The organism is Streptomyces sp. NPDC101776 (genome assembly GCF_044766845.1).
In the GTDB taxonomy this organism is placed as follows: domain Bacteria; phylum Actinomycetota; class Actinomycetes; order Streptomycetales; family Streptomycetaceae; genus Streptomyces.
The window spans coordinates 283,340-301,372 of the sequence record NZ_JBIWMV010000003.1 but is presented as its reverse complement, the minus strand read 5'-3'; the positions used below and the strand labels follow the sequence as shown (position 1 = coordinate 301,372).

Here is an 18,033-nt window from a genome sequence, read left to right as displayed (position 1 = left end):
CCGGGCCTCGTCCGCAAGGGCGGCGGTGAGCAGAGGGGGCGCTCCCGGCGCGAGCAACTGCCGTGCGGGCGCGCCGGGTTGGGGCCACGATGCCCACGACGCCCAGAACCCGCACCGTCGCGAATCCCCGCGCTCCGCCACCAGCAGGATGGCCGCACCCCACTCGCCGCCCGATGCGAAACCCCGCATCGGGCGCAGCGTGGTGAGCGGGACCGGCGCGGCCACTCCCACGCAGCGAGAAGTACGCGTCGGACAGACCGCCCCGCACATGGTGCGCACCGGACGGGGTGTCCGGGCGGCAGGCCGCAGCCCATGGCCGTGCCCTGCGGGAGGGAGCGTCACCCGCCCGCTTCGCGATGTGCCACCTCCTAGTGCGCGGCGTGGCGCCGTGCAGAGGTGTTCGGGCCAACTGCGTGCGCCCACCCGCGGCCTCGCGCCGTCAGGGCACGATCGAGTCGATGTAACCCCCGTCGACGCGCAGCGCTCCGCCCGTCGTTGCCGAGGCCTGGTCGGAGCTGAGGTAGACGACCATGTGGGCGATCTCCTCGGGCTCGATCAGCCGTTGCAGAAGGGACTGCGGCCGGTGCTTCCGCATGAACTCGCGCTGGGCCTCGTCCCAGGGCAGTTCGCGGTCGACGAGTTCGTAGACGAAGTCCTCGACGCCGCCGGTGTGGGTGGGACCGGCGATGACCGAGTTGACCGTCACGCCGGTGCCCGCCGCCTGCTTCGCGAAGCCGCGGCCGACGGCGAGGAGCGCGGTCTTGGACATGCCGTAGTGGATCATCTCGGCCGGGATGACGATCGCCGAGTCGCTGGCGATGTACTGGATGCGTCCCCAGCCACGCTCCGTCATGCCCGGCAGGTACATCCGGGTCAGCCGGACCGCGGCCAGCACGTTGACCTCGAAGTAGCGGCGCCACTCCTCGTCGCTGATCTCCAACGGGTCGGCGGATCCGAAGATGCCCAGGTTGTTGACGAGGATGTCCACCTCCGGCAGCGCCTCCAGGGCGCGCTGAGCGCCCTCCTCGCTCGCGACATCGGCCGCCACCGGGACGAAGTCCGCACCGGGTACTTCCGCCGCCAGCCGTGCCACGCCTTCCTCGACCCGCCGCTCGTCCCGGCCGTTCACCCCCACCCGGGCGCCGGAACGCGCGAGTCCGGCGGCGATCGCCGCGCCGATGCCCTGCGTCGAGCCCGTCACCAGGGCGGTGCGTCCGGTCAGATCGATCTGGATGTGGAACCAGTCCCTTGTACGTCAGTCCCCTGTACGGCTGTCTGTCTGCGATACGGCTGTCCGTCCTGCGCGCAGGTACGCCTGCCGTCAGCCTGGCGGCAGGGCGACCGGCCCGCCACTTCGGCCGACCCCCGGGCCCCCGGACGTCCCCGATATACAGGTCGACTGGACATGCATGTCCACGACCACCCACGAGGCGTGGTGCATCCAGTGGGCGATGGCGGCCAGGTGCGCGGGGTGAAGGCGGCTACCGGATCGTCCTGGGGCCGGAGGACGAGATCGATGTGCCCGCCTTCGAGGCCGCGGTCCGCGAAGGCCGTGACCACCTGGCGGCGAAGGAGTACCAACAGGCCGAGAGCACCCTGCGGTTGGGGCTGTCGATGTGGCGCGGTCGCGCCCTGGACGGCCTGACGGGACGGGCCTTCGAGGATCGAGCGGACGCGCCTGGAGGATCTACGACTGGGCGCTCTGGAGGACGCCGCCACCGCGGGCCTCGAACTCGGTCGCGCGAACGAGCTGGTCCCCGAACTGCAGGCCCTGCTGTCCCTCGCCCCGCTCCGCGAGCGGTCCCGGGCCCGACTCATGCTCGCGCTCTACCGCTGCGGGCGGTTCGCGGAAGCCCTCGACGTCCACGACACGGGCCGCCGGCTCCTGAAGTCCGAACTCGGTGTCGCTCCTTCGCCGGAGCTGAGCGCCCTGCACGCCGCGATACTCCGCCACGATCCGTCGCTCCAACAGCCCGACGCGGCACGCGAAGGACGGTCGGTCCCCCTCTCCGACCGACCTGTCTGCGTCGCACCCGGACGTCCGGTCCGCTCCCGGCGAGGGCAACCTGAGCCGACCCCTCGGCCCGTTCATCGGCAGGCGCAGGGAGCTGACCGCGCTGCGCGAGGTCGTCGACCGCGAGCGGCTGGTGACGGTGCTGGGCCCGGGAGGCGTCGGCAAGACACGGCTGTCGCTCGAGGTGTGCGCGCTGGTCCAGCCGTCCCGCTGCAACGTCTGGTGGGTCGATCTGGCCGCGGCCGACGACGCGAACGTGCTCGCGGTGGTCGCCTCCGCGCTCGGTCTGTCCGACACCTCCGTCCGGCCGGACCAGCCGCCGAACGACTACATGCACCGGATCACCTCGTTCCTGGCCGGACGGTCTGCCGTGCTCGCGCTCGACAACTGCGAGCACCTGCTCGACGCCGTGGCCCCGCTTGTGGCGACGCTGCTGGGCCGGTGTCCCGCACTGACCGTCCTGACCACCACCAGGGCACCGCTGGAGGTCGCGGCCGAGGTGCTGTTCCCCTTGGCGCCGATGCCGGACGAGGAGGCCGCCGACCTGTTCGGCACCCGTGCCGTCATGATCGACCCGTCCTTCGCCCCGGACGAGGCGGCACTGCGGGACATCTGCCGCCTCTGCCGCAGGCTCGACGGACTGCCGCTCGCGGTGGAACTCGCCGCCGCGCACGTCCGGCTCCTGTCCGTCCGCGAGATCGAGGCCCGCCTCGACAACCGCTTCACCCTGCTGACCAAGGGCGAGCGCACCGCGCCGGCCAGACACCGCACCCTGCGTGCCGTCCTAGACTGGAGCTACGCCCTCCTCGACACCACCGAACAGCGACTGCTGACGGAACTGGCCCTGTACGTGGGCGGCTGCTCCCTCGAACTCATCGAGGCGGTCACTCCGCTGCCCGGGGCGTGCAGTGCCGAACTCCTCCATGTACTCGGGCAGTTGGTCGACAAGTCGTTGCTCGTCCCGGTCTCCACACCTGACGGGAACCGGCTGCGGATGCTGGAGACGGTCCGCGAGTACGCGCTCACCCGGCTCCACGAGGAGGGCTGGGCGCCGGAGGCCGAGGAACGCCTCATGGCGTGGGCCGCACGCTTCGTCCGCGACGGCAGCGCGGGCCTCTCATCCCGGGACCAGCGGAAGTGGACCGGACGCCTCACCGACGAGTCCGCCGACATCAGGGCGGCAGCGGACGTGATGCCGGCCAGATCACGCCCGACCGAGGCCCTGCTGCTGGAAGCGCGGCTGGGCTACTTCTGGTTCATCAGCGGTCGCGAGGAAGAGGGCATCGACCGACTCCAACGCGCTCTCCAGGCCTACGACGCGACAGCCGGCGGCGGATCGGAGTGCCCACCGAGGAGGACGAGTGGGCGCTCTTCTACACCATCGCCTGGCTCACCTGGCTGCATCACGTCGCCGGCCATCACAAGGAGGCCGGCTCCTACGTCGAGCGGCACAAGGCGGCGTGGGAACACGCGAAGAACCCCGACCTCGCCGTCCTGGGCCTCTGCTACGACACGCTCTACGCGCTGCTCAACGGACACGACGACGTCGAGAAGAGCTTCGCCGTGGCCGAGGCCGCCGTAGCGGGCACGGAATTCCACTGGGACCGGGCGGTCCTGCAGACGAACTGGTCGACCTACTGTCTTCAGCACGGTGACGTCGAGGGGCCCGTCGGCACGGGCTGATCGCGGTGGCGGCGTCACGCGCGGCCGACGACGACTTCGCCCGGGTCTTCTCCCTCACCCTCTGCGGCGACGCGGACGAGAGCGACGGCCTGCGTGCCCGGGCCCGCGAGCAGTGGACCGAAGCCGCCCGGATCCTCCGTGCCGTAGGAGCGCGCACCCGCTGGGCGTATGTGCTGCTCAGGCTGGTCTGCCTGGACAACACCGAGGGCGAGTTCGCGCTGGCCGAGCAGCGGCTCGTGGACGTGAGCCGGCTCGCGGACGAACTGAGCGCGGACGATCTCCAGGCGGCCGTGGCCAATCTGCGCGGAGTGCTGGCGGTCCGGGGCGGTCGCTTCGCGGACGCGGAGAGAATCCTGCTCGGTGTCTGGGGCTGCCCGGGAGCACCGCCCGACCGCAGAGCGGTATCGGCCGTCGGTCTGGCGGTCATCGCGATGTTCGGGCTGCCGACCCCCACCGCCGCGGGCGACGCGCGGGTCTGGATCGACCGGGGCGGGAGACGCACGCCGGCCTGCTGGAACCGCTCGCCCGGCACGCGGTGGGGGTGCTGCTGGACAGACTGGACACCCACCCTCGGGCCCGGGGCGAACGTGCCCGCCGGGACGGACCAGGAGTGCGACTGGCTCGCGGACAGCCCCTCCGTGCTGGCCGCCTTCAGCTAGACCGTCCCACCCGCGCCGCGATCAGGCGTACGCGGACAGTGAACCTCTTCGGAGTGTGTGCCGTAGCAGCGACCAGACGGCACCTGGTCCTCCGGGATGCCTCCGTCGCCGTGTCGCGTCGCGGAACTGTTCCCTTGCGCTCCCGAGTGACCGTCGGCCAGGGCCGGTTCTCCGACGAAAGGCACAGCATCATGACCGACTACCAGGGGCGGATCGTTCTCGGAGCGGACACCGTCGCCGAACTGGCCGACCGGATCGAGGGATCCGTGTTCACCCCGGACGCCCCGGGCTACATAGGGGCGATCGCGGGGTTCAACCTGCGGTCGCGGCAGCGGCCCTGCCCGGTCGTCGCGGCGGCCGGCGCCGACGACGTACGGGCCGCCGTCGCTTTCGCCGCCGCGCGTGACCTGCCAGTCGGGGTCATGGCCACCGGGCACCAGCCCTTCCCCACAGCGGACTACTTCCTGCTTGTCACGACGCGGGCGATGCGCACGGTCGACATCGACGCCGAGGGTGCCGTGGCCCGCGTGGGCGCGGGCGCGCTCTGGTCGGACGTCGTGGAGCCCGCCCAGGCGACGGGTCTGGCGCCGCTGAACGGGTCCAGTTCCCAGGTGGGAGTTGTCGGCTTCACCCTCGGCGGCGGGCTCAGCCCGTTCCTGGGCCGGTCCTTCGGCTGGGCCGCCGACACGTAGTCACGATCGAGGTCGTCACACCGGACGGCGCGCTGCACCGCGTCTCCGCACAGGCCGAACCGGAGCTGTTCTGGGGCCTGCGCGGCGGACGCAGCAACTTCGGGATCGTGACCGAGCTGGAGATCGGACTCTTCCCCGTGACCTCCTTCTACGGCGGCGGGATCTACTTCCCCGCCGAGAACGTCGAGGCCGTGCTCCGCGCCTTCCCCGAGGTGGTCCGCGCCGCGCCCGACGCCTTCACCTGCTCCGTGGCGCTGCTCAACTTCCCGCCGGTCCCGGAGATCTCCGAACCGCTGCGCGGCCGCTTCCTCGCCCACGTCCGGGTGACCCACCTCGGCTCCGACGAGGAGGCCGAGAAACTCATCGCGCCCTTCCGCGCCCTCGGTGACGGCATCCTCGACACGGTCGGCCGCCACTCCTACGGCGCGTTCGACATCGTGCACACGGACCCGGCGGACCCTTTCCCGTACGAGGAACAGGGCGCCCTGCTGGCCGAGTTGCCCGCCCGAGCCGTCGAATCCCTCGTGGAGAGGGCGCAGGTGGCCGCAGGCGGCCTCGTCACGGTCCTGGAGATCAGGCATCTCGGCGGGGCACTGGCCCACCGGCCGGAAGCGGCGAGCCCCATCGCCGCGCGGGACGCCGTGTTCAACGTGTGGGGGGCGACCGTGGGGCCGCCGGAGGTCGTCGACGCCGGCATGGCCATGCTGAGCGGGATGGCCGAACGCCTGAGCGTCTGGTCCACGGGTCTCACGTACACGAACTTCGCGGGTCGCGACGATCGGGCGGAGAACGTGTTCACCATCGATGACCTGGAGCGGCTGCGTGCTCTGAAGCGGCGCTACGACCCGCGCAACCTGTTCCGCGCCAACAACCACAACGTCGCTCCCGACCAGCGGTGAACTGCGAGCGGGAGCTTCCCGAACTGGCCGCCCATGCCGTGGGAGCCCTCGATCCCGCGGAAGAGGCACAGGTCGACAGCCATGTGCGGAAGTGCCCTGACTGCGCGACCGAGGTGGACGGGATCCGCACCACGCTCGCCGCCGTCCGGAGGCTCCCGGCCGAGGAGACGCTGGGCGACTGGTCCGGCAGGCTCCCCGAACTGCGGGAGGCGGCGGTCCGTGCCGCCTTGGCGGAGATCCCGAGGACGAACCGTTCCTGAAGGTCTCCGGCACCCTTTCCCGCTCCTTTCCCGCTCCTTTCCTGGGCCTGTCCTCGCCCGCGCGGGCCGGGCAAGCGGACATCAAGCCGCCGGCAAGAGGTCCCCCTGAAGGTTTCCCCGTTCAGCCTTCAACGAATTGGTGCGCCGTGGACGATCCACGGCGCACTGGGGGAACGTGGCAATGAGGCACAGCACAGTAATCCGGGACACTCCGCGGAACGGGACCGGCGGAACTCAGGACAGGGCGCGCGACGAGGCGTTCGTCCGAGCCGTCTACGACAAACACAAGGTGTTCCTGCTGAGAGTGACCACCGGGCTCCTGTGGGGCGACAGCCACCAGGCCCAGGACGTGGTCCAGGAGGCCGTCCTGCGCGCCTGGCAGAACGCCGACATCCTCGATCCCGAGGCCGAGGGCGTCCGGCCGTGGCTCGTCACGGTCGTCCGCAACCTCGTCATCGACGGCTACCGCGCGCGTAAAGCCCGCCCGCCGGAGACGGTCGACACCGCGCTGAACGGGCTGCCCGGTCCGGAGTCCATGGAACCGGCCCTCACCAAGAAGCTCGTGCGCGAAGCCCTGGCGGACCTGACGTTCAGCATCGCGAGATCCTCGTCCACGTCGAGTTCCTGGACCAGTCCGTGGCCCGCACGGCGCAGACACTGGGCATACCGCCGGGCACGGTCAGGTCCCGGACCCATCTGGCCCCCAGGGCCCTGCGCGCCGCGCTCGCCGAGCGGGGCTACACCCCCTGAGCGCGCTTCCTCGTGCGAGGGCTTCGCCGAGCCGAGCCGAGCCGGTGCGGCCCGGCTCCGCGCCCGCGGTGAACGACAGACGGTCAGACCGCGCTACCGGGCCACCCGGTGAGCGACGCTCTCGCGCCGGGTCGCGCGCCGGCGCGCCTCGTCGACCGCGCTTCTTTCCTCCGGGGTGAGGAGTTCCATGAGCCGCTCGTTGTTGACCCAGTCGTTCAGCAGCGCATGGGAACCCCCCAGACTCAGGGAGTACGCCCACATACTTCGTCCACGCGTCGTTCCGTTCCATTCGTTTGCCCAGCTCAGCAGATGGCCGATTCGCTGCTCCGTCGTGAACCTCGTGAATCGCATCCCCGTCACCTTTCGACCATCACGAGAAGGCATTGCCTTCGTCTGTCCTGTAAACGGGGCGGGGAAGAAGGAGGTTCACAGCCGTCTCAGAATCCGGTGAGCGTCACCTTGCCGATGGTGCTCCCGGACTCCAGGATGCGATGTGCCTCGCGCAGATGGGCGGCGTTGATCGTGCCGAGGTCCCGGGTGGCCGTGGTGCGCAGGGCGCCCTTGTCCACGAGCTGGGCGATCCGGTCGAGGATGTGGTGCTGCGTCACCTGGTCCGGGGTCTTGAACAGCGAGCGCGTGAACATGAGTTCCCAGTGGAAGGAGATGCTCTTCGCCTTCAGCAGACCGATCTCCACGGGACCGAAGTCGTCGATGGCGAGCAGCCCTCCGAACGGCTTGAGCATCTCGGCGTACGCGGCGAGATTCCGGTCCGTACCGGCGGTGCCGAAGATGTGGTCGACCCCGCCGGGCGCCACCTCGGCCACCTGCGCCGGCAGCGGGCGATGGTGGTCGACCACGTGCGTCACGCCCATCCGGCGGGCGAACTCGACGGTCTCCGGGCGGGAGGCGGTCCCGATCACGGTCAGGCCGGTGAGGGCGCGTGCCAGCTGGGCCACCATCGCCCCCACACCGCCCGCCGCCGCGGTCACCAGCAGCGTGCCGGTCTCCTCCGCGGCACCCTCGCGCAGGCCGAGGCGCTCGAACAGCCCCTCCCAGGCGGTGAGGGAGGTCAGCGGCAGCGCCGCCGCCTCGGCGAAGGAGAGGGTGCCGGGCTTGTGGCCGACGATGCGCTCGTCGACGGCGTGGAAGCGGGAGTTGGTGCCCGGCCGGTCGATCGCGCCGGCGTAGAAGACCTCGTCCCCGACCTCGAACAACTCCACCTGCTCACCGACCGCGACGACCGTGCCGGCGGCGTCCCAGCCGAGCACCTTCAGGTCGCCGCCCGGGTCGTTGCCCTGCCGGACCTTGTAGTCCACCGGATTGACCGCGATGGCCTCGACCTGGACCAGCAGATCGTGCGGACCCGGCTGCGGCACGGGCAGTTCGACATCCACCAGGCTCTCGGCGTCGTCGATCGGCAGGCTCTTGCGGTAGGCCACGGCGGGCATCGTCGTGAACTTCCGGGTCTCGCTCATCGTGTGTCTCCTCGACTCGTGCTGCGGGCCGACGAGGACCGGCGGCCACGAGCCGCACGGTACCTACAGGGAGGTAGTAACCATCAAGGGCACCTGCTTCCCAAAGGAAACCATCGAGGTGAGGCGGTCGCGAGCTGCCCCGGACGGCGTGCGGTCAGGCGGATTCCGGGAACCGGTCTATGTTCTGCTCCACCCAGGTGCGCAGATGGGAGAGCGGCGCGCAGGCGTCCCTGCCGAGCGGGGTCAGGCTGTACTCGACGCGCGGCGGGACCTCCGCGTAGATCCGGCGGTTGATCAGGCCGTAGTCCTCCAGGCGGCGCAGTGTCTGGGTGAGAACCTTGGGGCTCACGCCCTGCAACCGGCCGCGCAGCGCTCCGAAGCGCTGCGGCCCGCCCTCCAGGGCGCCCAGCGCGAGGGCGCTCCACTTGTTGGCGAGCAGGTCGAGCATGTCGCGGCAGGGGCAGGCCGCGGAGTAGACGCTCTTGGGGTCGTCGCAGAGGCCCGATGTGTTCGTCATGCGGCAACAGTACCCATTGGGTACCACGGTACCCAATGGCGATCAACGTCCCTTGCGGGTAACCGACGCCCGCCTTGTACGGTCACGGACATACTCGGAATCCGCGGTCACGGACATACTCGGAACCCGGTTTCGCGGATCGGAACCGCCGATGAGGGCTGACACATGAACGACGACGCCATGCACCCCCGACTGCTCGGCCGTCTGGAGCTGGCCGACGGGAGCGGTGTCGTCGCACTTCCGGGCGCGGTCTCCCGCGCGATCGTCGGCCGGCTGCTGCTGGCCGGGGGAGCGCCGGTGCCCCCGTTCTGCCTGAAAGGCTCGGTCGGGGGTACTCGGGGTTCTGCGGCACTCAAAGGTGCCGTTCCCCGAAGGAAAGAGAAACCCGTGTACATAGGTCTGGGTACCGTCGTCCTCATCATTGTCATCGTCGCCGTCGTCATGATGCTGCGCCGCGGCTGATCAAGGATCCCCCGGCCGGGCAGGGCCACGAGCGGCGCTGGCTAGACCCTGCCGAGTGGCAACAGCGGTGGAAAGGTACGAGTTCGGGCTGCCGGGGCCGCTGAGTGGCCGTCACGACGGGCGTGCGCTGGATCTCGGCAGCCCGCTGCAACGCGCGATCCTGGTCCGGCTGTTGCCCGGCGAAGGACGCCGGTGCGGACTCGACCACCTGATCGACGCGCTGTGCGTCGGACGTCCACGACATGGTGGTCGTGCACCGCACCTTCCGCCAATCATGCGCGGCACTCCCGGACTTGGTGCGCGGACTGCGGCCCGGCGACACCGCGCGGGCCCAAGTCATCGTAGAAACCGTGGAGTTCATGCTCATGGGCCTGGAGGCCCACCACGTCAGCGAGGACGAGTTCCTCTGGCCCCGGCTCGCGGCACGGGTGGAGATGCGGGCCGAGGCGATCGCGCGCATGGAGGAACAGCACATCCGGCTCGAAGAGTTGGTCACGGAGCTGAGGGGTCCGCCATCCTGCCGTTGGCCGCCGAGTGTCTGAGCGTCGCCGAGTGGGAGGAACCCGGCGAGATCAGCCTGGCGAAGCTGGGCAAGAAGCATCTGCTGCGCGCCTTCAGCGCGCTGATGGCGGTGGCGACCCCCGAGGAGCAGCGAACGCTCCTCACCAAGGCACCCCTGCCCGCCCGCGTCCTGTGGCGCCTGTCCGGCCGCCGCCCGCACGCCCGTCGGGAGGCCCGCCTGTACGGGGGGCGTGACGGGCCCGCTCCCTACGGCTGGGGCGTGGCCGGAGAACTGCTCGTGGTGCCGGTCGGGTCCGTCGTCGGGGTGTCCGCCGAGCTGTGGTCGGGGGAGAACCAGGTCAGACCGACCAGCAGCGCCCCGAGGAAGATGAGGACGGCGGCGACGGTACCCGCCGTCCTCGACCGGCGTACGGTGCCGGCACGGCCTCCCGTTCGTTGCCGGCGCCTGGTCGTCCGGTGCGAGGGCGTGGTGCCGGTACCGGTGCCGCTCCCGGCGGACGGGAAGGCGTACGTGGTCGCGGAGCCGGCGGCCGTGCTTTTCGTCCGGGGTGCGACGCCCGCGTCCCAGGCGGTCACCTGCGGAGTCGGCGCCGGTTTCGGCTCGCGGTGCGGTGTGGCCGCCGGTAGGGGCTCGGGATGTCCCCGCCAGGCGCCGGCGCCGAACCACTCGGCCGCCTGGCGTGCCGTAGGACGGTCCTCGGGGCGTTTGGCGAGGAGACCGAGCAGATAGTTCTCGAAGGCGGGCGGGATTCTGACCCCGAGTTCCCGTGGTGGTACGGGGGCCGTGTCGAGGTGGTGGTGGAGGACGGCGATGGGGCTGCCGGCGCGGAACGGCGGGTTGCCGGTGAGGAGTTGGTAGAGCACGCAGCCGAGCGAGTAGACGTCGGACGGCGGTCCTGCGGGCTGGCCGAGGGCGCGCTCGGGGGCGATGTACAGGCTGGTCCCGACGATCTGACCGGTCGCGGTGAGCGCGCCGTTCGGGTCGTTCACGAAGTGTGCGATGCCGAAGTCGCCGATCTTCACGGACCCGTCGGCGTCGAGAAGAAGGTTGCCGGGCTTGATGTCCCGGTGCACGATGCCCTGTTCGTGCGCGGCGGTGAGACCGGCGGCCGAATGGGCGGCGATACGGGCCACGTCCTCGGCCGGCAGGGAGCCCGCCTGGGTGAGGACGTGGGCGAGGCTGTCGCCGTCGACCAGTTCCATCACGAGGAACAGCCGGCCCTCCTGCTCGCCGAAGTCGAGGACGCCGACCACATGGGGGTGGCTGAGCCGGCCCGCGGTCTGGGCCTCCAGGCGGAAGCGGGCGGTGGCGGTGGGCTCGGAGTTCTGGGAGTGCAGGAGCTTGACGGCCACCGGCCTGCCGGCCAACTCGTCGTACGCCTGCCAGACCTCGCCCATCGCACCGCGACCGATGGTGGTGTTCAGCCGGTACCGGCCCGCTATCAGCACCTGTTGCTTCATCCTCACGCAATGAGACGAATCGAACGCTGCGGGCCATCTCCCTTTGAGGGAACCGGTGTTGGAGGGGGGCGCAGCTGTCCCAGCCTACTGGCGGAGAGGCGGCGACCGACCCCGACTGCGACTTCGACAGGTGGTCCGGCAGTCGCGGCACGGTCATTCGGCGCAGGCGCGGGGCCGTCGGCGGAGCGGCGGGTGCCCTGGAGGCCCACTGGTAAAATGGGCGCACGCTTCGATGTCGCCGGGGCCTGTACCAGGGGGTACGGGCCCCGGTGCCGTTGCGGGCATCACACTGAGGAAGGTTCTCCATGAACGCGAAGCCGCCGTCCGCATCCTTCGACCAGCTCGGGCTGCCGCCGGAGCTGGTCGGGACGATGACCGGCCTCGGGGTGACAGAACCCTTCCCGATCCAGGCGGCGACCCTGCCCGACGCGCTGGCCGGGCGCGATGTGCTCGGCCGGGCACGGACCGGTTCCGGCAAGACGCTGGCCTTCGGGCTCGCGCTGCTGGTGCGGACCGCGGGCCTGAAGGCGGAGCCGAAGCGACCGCTCGCCCTGGTCCTGGTGCCGACCCGGGAGCTCGCACAGCAGGTCAGCGACGCGCTGGCACCGTACGCGCAGACGATGGGAGTGCGGCTGGCCACGGTGGTCGGCGGCCTGTCGATCAACCGGCAGCAGGCGCAGTTGCGGACCGGCGTCGAGGTACTCGTCGCGACGCCGGGACGGCTGACCGACCTGGTCTCGCGACGCGACTGCCATCTGAACCAGGTGCGGATCACCGTCCTGGACGAGGCGGACCAGATGTGCGACCTGGGGTTCCTGCCGCAGGTCTCGGAGCTCCTGGCGCAGATCCCCGCCGACGGGCAGCGGCTGCTGTTCTCGGCCACGCTCGACGGTGACGTCGACCAACTGGTCAAGGACCATCTGCACGACCCGGTGCTCGCCTCGGTCGACCGGGCGTCGGGCTCGGTCGCGACGATGGAACACCATGTGCTGAACATCCACGCCGCCGACAAGTACGCGACGGCGACCGAGATCGCCGCGCGCGACGGCCGGGTGCTGATGTTCCTGGACACCAAGGCCGCCGTCGACCAGTTCACCCGCCATCTGCGGGCCAGCGGCGTCCGGGCGTCCGCCCTGCACAGCGGGAAGTCGCAGCCCCAACGCACGCACACGCTCGGCCAGTTCAAGGACGGCGAGATCACCGTCCTGGTGGCCACCAACGTCGCCGCCCGGGGCATCCACATCGACGCCCTCGACCTCGTCGTCAACGTCGACCCGCCGGCCGACGCCAAGGACTACCTGCACCGCAGCGGGCGTACGGCCCGCGCAGGCGAGTCCGGGAGCGTGGTCACCCTGGTCACCCCCAACCAGCGGCGGGACGTGAACCGGATGATGTCCGACGCCGGGATCCGCCCGATCGTCACCCAGGTCCGCTCGGGCGAGGAGAAGCTGACCGCCATCACCGGCGCCAAACGCCCGCCGACCGGGGCGAAGCCCACCGGCAACGCCCCCTTCCGCGGTATGGGCACCCGCCCCGGCCGACCCGCCAAGGAGTCCCGGAAGACCGCCGAGGCCCGCAAGGCCGCCGAGGCCCGCGCGGCGGCCCGGGTGCGCAAGGGCCGCTGACCTGCCCTTGAGGTACCTCCTGCTTCTCCTTGAGGTACCTCCGTGCTCACTGCTCCACGGCAACGTCCTGCGCAGGGCTTCGCCCCCGGAGCGTGACGAGAGCCAGCAACGCGGAGCACAGCGCCGCCGTACCGCAGACGACGAAGCCGATCGAGTAACCGTGTCCGAGGGCGTCCAGCGCGAGCGGATGCAGATCGGCCAGCTTGGGCGAGGCCGCCGAGGCACCGTTCACCGCGAGCGGCCCGCCTTCTTCCAGCACGGCTGTGCCCGCGCCCTTCAGCGCGGGCGGCAGGGCGGAGTCGTGCAGGGAGGCGGAGAAACTGCTCGCCGCGCGGCTGAGGGCGACGGCGCCGATGACGGCCGGGCCGAGGGTGAAGCCGAAGTCCCGGAGCAGGTTGGTGGTGGCGCTCGCCATCCCGGCCAGATGCGTCGGCACGGTGTTGACGGCCGTCGCGGTGATCGACGAGACGGTGATCGCGAAGCCCAGGCCGACCAGCCCGAGCGGCAGGATCAGCGAGGTGAACGCGGTGTCTGTGATCGGCAGCGTGGCCGACCAGTAGTCGCCCGCCGCGATCAACAGCAGCCCGGAGCCCAGCAGCAGCCCCGGTGCGACCGTGCGCAGCAGCCGTTCCGTCAGCGGCAGCATCAGCAGCGTCATGCCGTTGAGGAGGACGAAGGCCAGGCCCGTCCGCATCGGGGCCTGGTCCTGCACCGGGCCGAGCCGGATGCTGACGGAGTAGGCGGTGCCCAGGAAGGCGAACATGCCCACCACGGCCACGACCGAGGCCACCGCGAAGGCCCGGTTGCCGAACAGATCCAGGCGCAGGAGCGGGGACTTGGCGCGCTTCTCGGCCAGCACGAAGGCGGCGAGGAACACGGCCGCCAGGACGAAGGCGACGACGATCGAGGGCGAGGCCCAACCGTCCGTCGGGCCCTGGATGATGGCGTAGAGGAGAGCGAACAGGCCCAGGCCGATGGTGAGTTGGCCCGCTATGTCGAGTGAACGGCCTTCGGGGGCGCTGGAGTTGACCACGAACAGGGCGCTGACGGCGACGCTCGCCGCGGCGACGGCGGCGACCACGACGAAGGACCAGCGCCACGAGCCGTAGGTGGCGGTCACGCCGCCGAGCAGCGGAGCGAGGAACCCGCCTGCGGAGAGCAGCGCCGCCCACAACGCGATGACCCGGGCGCGCTGTGCGGGCGAGGTGGTACCGGCCGCCAGGACGGTCAGCGAGGTCGGGAACAGCGCGGCGGCGCCGAGACCCGCCAGCGCCTGCCCGGCCCAGAGCTGGTGGACACCGGAGGAGGTGGCGCTGACCAGCTCGCCCACCACCAGCAGCGCGGCGCCGCCGACCAGCAGCCGCTTGCGGCCGAACAGGTCGCCGAGCAGACCGAAGGTCAGCTCCAGCACGGCGACCGGCAGCAGGAACGCGTCGGAGATCCAGGTGAGTTGGGAGCCCACCGGGTGCAGGTCGGACTGGAACAGCCCGTTGAGCGTGGCCGGTATCGCCAGGCCGATCTGGGCCAGACAGACGGCGAGGAGACCGGCGACCAGGGTGCCGGTGGTCAGACCGGGGCCGGTGGCGGTGGTTCTGGTGGAGGGTTCGGTCGTCATTGACACGGGGAGCTCCTGGGGCGCGCGAGCGGGGGACGGGGAGGGACAGCGGAAACCGGGGAGGGGAAGAGCCGGCGGAAAGCGGAGAGGGGACGGGGAGAGGACGGGGAGGGGAGAGGGGCGGCGGAAATGCGGGGAAGGGGCCGGGGGCGGGAGCGGGAAGGTGGGCGGGAGAGAACGCTTCGGGATCAGCGGGTGCCGGTCAGGCGGCTCGGGCGGTAGTCGGTGAACGCGGCACCGTCGAGGCCCAACTCATCCGCGCCGCGCTGGAGTTGGGCGGCGGTGGCGGAGTCGCCCCAGTGCCCGGTGTCCAGCCGGTGTTCCACGGCGCGCAGACCTGCGACCACTTCGGCGGTGGTGAAGTTGCAGTGGCTCTGGCGGGCCACGTAGGCCTGTCGCAGCAGTGCGGAGTCACCGGCCGCGCGCACCCGCCCGGCGAAGGCCGACTCCTGTTCCACGGGCACCAGTTGGTCGGCGGTGGTGTGGAGGTCCAGCAGCGGCACGGCCAGCCCCTGACCGGCGGTCGAGGTCCGCTTCAGCCGGGCCACCGCGGCCGGGTCGGCCGTGATGTCCGCCCCGTGGGTGAGCCGGTTCAGGTCGGTGCGCAGATCGAGCCCCGCGTCGCGGTAGAGGGCCTCGACCTGCTTGACGTGGGCGGATCCGCGCAGCAGCCCGGCGTAGTCGACGCCCTTGTTCCAGGACGTGTTGCCGCCGGCGGACTGCTCCACCGACCAGCGCGCCGGGATGATGAAGCTGAGCAGCCCCTGAGCCAGCCAGGCGTACTGCTGCTGCTCCTGGCCCGCGAAGTCGCCGCGCGCGGGCGGCAGTTGGCCGGGAGCCCAGTCGGCCAGATTGAGGTAGGCGGCGGCCAGGGCGATCCGGGCGCGGCCCGCCGGGGTCTGCTGCGCCGTCTGCACGGCCTGGGTGAGCCGACCGGCGAGGGCGGCGCCGTCGGCCTGGCTGTCGAGGTTCACCAGGGCGTCGGCGTCGGCGGGGTCGAAGAACGTGGCCAGCGTGTACTCCGCGTCCAACTGGTAGTTGTCCAGATCGACACCGCCCGCGACCAGGCCGCACAGGCCGAGCGCACCGTCGACACGGCCCGCGCCGTCACGGGCGATCCGCGCGTTGACGAGCCCGCCCATCGACTGACCGACCGAGATGACCCGGGTCGGTGTGCCGATCTGTCGGCGGACGGCGGCGAGCGCGGCGAACTGGTCCCGCTCGGCCGAATCGAGCGCCCACATCGAGCCGTTGGGGTCGTAGGAGGAACCGGCGAGGGCGTAACCGGCGTCCAGCAGAGCCTTGCTCGCGGCGGGTGAGGGGGCGTCGGCGGCGGTGGTCGGTCCGAAGCCGTGGCTGAACAGCAGCAGGGTGCCGTTCCACCGCTCGGGCGTGTCCGCGATCCAGGTGGCGCCGTCGGTCAGCGTGCCGGAGTAGTGGCCGGCGGTGGTGGCCTGGGCACCGGTCGCCGGACCGAGCAGGGCGGTGGCGAGGGCGGTCGCGCAGACGGCGGCGAGGGTCGAGAGACGGGGTCGGGGCATGGCGGCGGCTCCGCGGGTCGAGGGGGGACCGAGTGGGGGAGCGTGCTGGGCGTACGAGCTGTGCGTGCGAGTTGGAAGAGCGGTGCGAATGTAGGGCTCTTTTTTCATGGCCGTCAAGAGAGTGACCAATAATGAGGCAGGGGAATCCGCGGGTGGACGCACGAGGGCAGGGCGCGGACAGGGAGGTGGGCCGGAAGGGGCCCGGGTGTGGACTCGGGGGCCCGTGCGCGCGGATCAGTCCAGCGTCAGGGTGTCCAGCAGTCGTATGGCCGCGCGTGCCGCCGGGCGCTCCCAGCGGCTGGCCAGACCGCGGAAGACGGTCTCCGCCTGCGCGGCGGGCCAGTCCCCGGGAAGGTGCTCGGCGGGCAGATGCGGGTCCCGTCGTACGAGGTCCAACCAGTCGGTGTGCAGCAGGAGTTGACCCGCGAGGTCGTCGCCGGAGGCGGCCGCGGGGAGGGGGTCGGTGCGGTCCCAGCGGTCCAGGAAAGCCCGGTACCGCGCGCCGATGGCCGGCACGTCGAAGGCCTGCTCAAGGACCTCGCGGACGTCGGTCGGCGACTCCACCTCCGCGCGGAACACCCGCAGATACGGTTCCAGGCCGAGCCCAGCCACCATCTCGCGGACGTCGACGGGCGCCGGGGCCACCCACAGGCCGTTCTGCAGCGGGCCGAAGCCCGCCCAGATCAGGCGGGAGCGCAGATCGTGCCGTTCACGGCTCCAGGCCTCCGGCAGCGAGAAGCCCACCATCGTCCAGCGGCCGTCCCAGTCGCGGTTGACCGCGCCGGTCTGCCAGATACGGTTCCTGCCGTCCGTCAGCACCTGGACGGCGTGCGGTGTCAGCGCGAAGTACGTCTTCCGGCCCTGGCGGCGGCGCTCCAGCAGATCGCGTTTGACCATGCGGTTCAGGGTCGTTCGCACCGCTTCCTCGGTGCTGCCCACCCTCCCGAGAGCGGCGATCACACTGCCCGACGACACGGCGACGGGCCGCCCCAGCACATGAGCGCCGAAGAAGGTCAGCATCAGGGACTGGGTGCGCGGCTCGGGGCCGCTCTCGGCGGCGGGTCCTGCGGCGACGTCGACACTGGTCACCGGCACAGCCTAGGCCCGGGGGTGGGTGTGCGGGGCCGCCGCACCGCTAACTGTGTCAAGTCTGTAACGGCGATCGGATATCGGTCAAGGGTTGGGATCGAGTGGGCGTCGCGGCAGCACGGCGTCGCGGCTCAGAAGGCGAACGCCTCGGTCAGGCGCAGGTTGTAGCCGTCCTCTTCCATCAGGACGACCGTGACGCCGAACGGGGACGGATGGTCCAGCTCCAGGGGAGTGAAGGCGTAGTCGACCGCGGCCTGGACGGGCGGCACCAGCTTGCCGTCGGGCTGGGGAGCCGAGGCGGGCTGCCAGCGCGGTGCGGCGGACGCCGGGTCGACGCCGTAGGGGAACTGGTGGAGCGTGTGGCCGTCCTTCGTGGCGTGCACCATGTTCAGGCAGGGGGACGGGCCGTCGGCGGGCAGTTCGCAGGTGGTGGCGACGTCCTGGGTCTCCCAGGCGAGCACGATCTCGTCGGCGTTCGCCGCCGCGGCGATGTTCGACAGCGACGCGATCGCCGTGAGCGCGTCCTCGCCGGAGGTGACCGGGCGCAGCCAGATCAGACCGACCAGCTCGCCGCGCACCAGCGGCATGATGACCGGGCGGGGCACGGCGCCTTCGCTGAGACCCGCGACGTACGCGCTCTTCATCGACTCCGTCAGCGCGTCGAACGTACGCGTGTCCATGAACTCCCCATCCGCAGCGGCTGTGTGGCGTCCATTCTGCCCTCGCGGCGGAGTGCGGGAGACCGCCTCCGAGAGTGACGTCCCGGAGA

The 18,033-nt window shown here is 71.2% G+C and carries 18 protein-coding genes and 4 pseudogenes; 12 read left to right on the top strand and 10 right to left on the bottom strand.

What is annotated here, in order from left to right; translation table 11 throughout:
• Positions 1-3 precede the first annotated feature (3 nt).
• A pseudogene (locus ACIRRY_RS12875) lies at positions 4-243 on the bottom strand (MFS transporter); the annotation flags it as partial.
• A 196-nt stretch (positions 244-439) separates the two neighbouring features.
• Complete coding sequence (locus tag ACIRRY_RS12870; protein WP_403972257.1) at positions 440-1,234, bottom strand: SDR family NAD(P)-dependent oxidoreductase; 795 nt, start codon at positions 1,232-1,234, stop codon at positions 440-442.
• 284 nt (positions 1,235-1,518) lie between these two features.
• Between ACIRRY_RS12870 and ACIRRY_RS12865 the strand changes: the two are divergent.
• From ACIRRY_RS12865 to ACIRRY_RS12825, 9 genes and pseudogenes are all read left to right on the top strand, one after another.
• Positions 1,519-1,647, top strand: a pseudogene (locus ACIRRY_RS12865) (BTAD domain-containing putative transcriptional regulator); the annotation flags it as partial.
• Between the two features lie 16 nt (positions 1,648-1,663).
• Positions 1,664-1,888 (top strand): annotated as a pseudogene (locus tag ACIRRY_RS12860) (BTAD domain-containing putative transcriptional regulator); the annotation flags it as partial.
• A 67-nt stretch (positions 1,889-1,955) separates the two neighbouring features.
• Positions 1,956-3,596, top strand: coding sequence for an ATP-binding protein (locus ACIRRY_RS12855; protein WP_403972255.1), 1,641 nt, complete (start codon positions 1,956-1,958; stop codon positions 3,594-3,596).
• Positions 3,597-3,702: 106 nt separating this feature from the next.
• On the top strand, positions 3,703-4,356 hold the full coding sequence (locus tag ACIRRY_RS12850; protein WP_403971422.1) for a hypothetical protein: 654 nt from the start codon (positions 3,703-3,705) through the stop codon (positions 4,354-4,356).
• Between the two features lie 191 nt (positions 4,357-4,547).
• On the top strand, positions 4,548-5,048 hold the full coding sequence (locus tag ACIRRY_RS12845; protein ID WP_403971420.1) for an FAD-binding protein: 501 nt from the start codon (positions 4,548-4,550) through the stop codon (positions 5,046-5,048).
• A gap of 107 nt (positions 5,049-5,155) precedes the next feature.
• Positions 5,156-5,947 (top strand): BBE domain-containing protein, encoded by a 792-nt coding sequence (locus ACIRRY_RS12840; RefSeq protein ID WP_403971418.1) that lies wholly within the window; start codon positions 5,156-5,158, stop codon positions 5,945-5,947.
• Complete coding sequence (locus ACIRRY_RS12835) at positions 5,944-6,207, top strand: anti-sigma factor family protein (RefSeq protein ID WP_403971416.1); 264 nt, start codon at positions 5,944-5,946, stop codon at positions 6,205-6,207. Before ACIRRY_RS12840 ends, ACIRRY_RS12835 begins: the two co-directional genes overlap by 4 nt.
• Before the next feature lie 181 nt (positions 6,208-6,388).
• Positions 6,389-6,625: pseudogene (locus ACIRRY_RS12830) on the top strand (sigma factor); the annotation flags it as partial.
• Between the two features lie 218 nt (positions 6,626-6,843).
• Complete coding sequence (locus ACIRRY_RS12825; protein WP_403972253.1) at positions 6,844-6,957, top strand: hypothetical protein; 114 nt, start codon at positions 6,844-6,846, stop codon at positions 6,955-6,957.
• 93 nt (positions 6,958-7,050) lie between these two features.
• Here the strand turns inward: ACIRRY_RS12825 and ACIRRY_RS12820 are convergent, their stop codons facing one another.
• From ACIRRY_RS12820 to ACIRRY_RS12810, 3 genes are all read right to left on the bottom strand, one after another.
• Positions 7,051-7,218 carry a hypothetical protein gene (locus ACIRRY_RS12820; protein WP_403971414.1) on the bottom strand — a complete coding sequence of 56 codons (168 nt, stop codon included), beginning with the start codon at positions 7,216-7,218 and terminating at the stop codon, positions 7,051-7,053.
• Between the two features lie 176 nt (positions 7,219-7,394).
• Positions 7,395-8,432 carry a zinc-binding alcohol dehydrogenase family protein gene (locus tag ACIRRY_RS12815; protein WP_403971412.1) on the bottom strand — a complete coding sequence of 346 codons (1,038 nt, stop codon included), beginning with the start codon at positions 8,430-8,432 and terminating at the stop codon, positions 7,395-7,397.
• Positions 8,433-8,586: 154 nt separating this feature from the next.
• The gene (locus tag ACIRRY_RS12810) at positions 8,587-8,949 is read right to left on the bottom strand and encodes a winged helix-turn-helix transcriptional regulator (RefSeq protein ID WP_403971410.1); all 363 of its coding nucleotides are present in this window, start codon (positions 8,947-8,949) and stop codon (positions 8,587-8,589) included.
• A 165-nt stretch (positions 8,950-9,114) separates the two neighbouring features.
• Here ACIRRY_RS12810 and ACIRRY_RS12805 point away from each other — a divergent pair, with 165 nt between their 5' ends.
• Together ACIRRY_RS12805 and ACIRRY_RS12800 are read left to right on the top strand one after the other, a co-directional pair.
• Positions 9,115-9,411: a hypothetical protein gene (locus ACIRRY_RS12805; protein ID WP_403971408.1), complete on the top strand. Its 297-nt coding sequence runs from the start codon at positions 9,115-9,117 to the stop codon at positions 9,409-9,411.
• 242 nt (positions 9,412-9,653) lie between these two features.
• Positions 9,654-9,953 carry a hemerythrin domain-containing protein gene (locus tag ACIRRY_RS12800; RefSeq protein ID WP_403971406.1) on the top strand — a complete coding sequence of 100 codons (300 nt, stop codon included), beginning with the start codon at positions 9,654-9,656 and terminating at the stop codon, positions 9,951-9,953.
• Between the two features lie 226 nt (positions 9,954-10,179).
• Here ACIRRY_RS12800 and ACIRRY_RS12795 read toward each other — a convergent pair whose 3' ends face one another.
• Entirely contained in the window at positions 10,180-11,394 is a 1,215-nt protein-coding gene (locus ACIRRY_RS12795) for a serine/threonine-protein kinase (RefSeq protein WP_403971404.1), read from the bottom strand.
• A gap of 305 nt (positions 11,395-11,699) precedes the next feature.
• On the opposite strand from ACIRRY_RS12795, the gene ACIRRY_RS12790 reads away from it, so the two are divergent.
• Complete coding sequence (locus ACIRRY_RS12790) at positions 11,700-13,019, top strand: DEAD/DEAH box helicase (protein ID WP_403971402.1); 1,320 nt, start codon at positions 11,700-11,702, stop codon at positions 13,017-13,019.
• A 46-nt stretch (positions 13,020-13,065) separates the two neighbouring features.
• On the opposite strand, the gene ACIRRY_RS12785 is transcribed toward ACIRRY_RS12790, so the two are convergent.
• From ACIRRY_RS12785 to ACIRRY_RS12770, 4 genes are all read right to left on the bottom strand, one after another.
• Positions 13,066-14,634 (bottom strand): MFS transporter, encoded by a 1,569-nt coding sequence (locus tag ACIRRY_RS12785; protein ID WP_403971400.1) that lies wholly within the window; start codon positions 14,632-14,634, stop codon positions 13,066-13,068.
• A 188-nt stretch (positions 14,635-14,822) separates the two neighbouring features.
• Complete coding sequence (locus ACIRRY_RS12780) at positions 14,823-16,175, bottom strand: alpha/beta hydrolase (protein WP_403971398.1); 1,353 nt, start codon at positions 16,173-16,175, stop codon at positions 14,823-14,825.
• A 234-nt stretch (positions 16,176-16,409) separates the two neighbouring features.
• Entirely contained in the window at positions 16,410-17,270 is an 861-nt protein-coding gene (locus tag ACIRRY_RS12775) for a PaaX family transcriptional regulator C-terminal domain-containing protein (RefSeq protein ID WP_403971396.1), read from the bottom strand.
• Between the two features lie 125 nt (positions 17,271-17,395).
• Positions 17,396-17,944 carry a hypothetical protein gene (locus ACIRRY_RS12770; protein ID WP_403971394.1) on the bottom strand — a complete coding sequence of 183 codons (549 nt, stop codon included), beginning with the start codon at positions 17,942-17,944 and terminating at the stop codon, positions 17,396-17,398.
• Between the last annotated feature and the right edge of the window lie 89 nt (positions 17,945-18,033).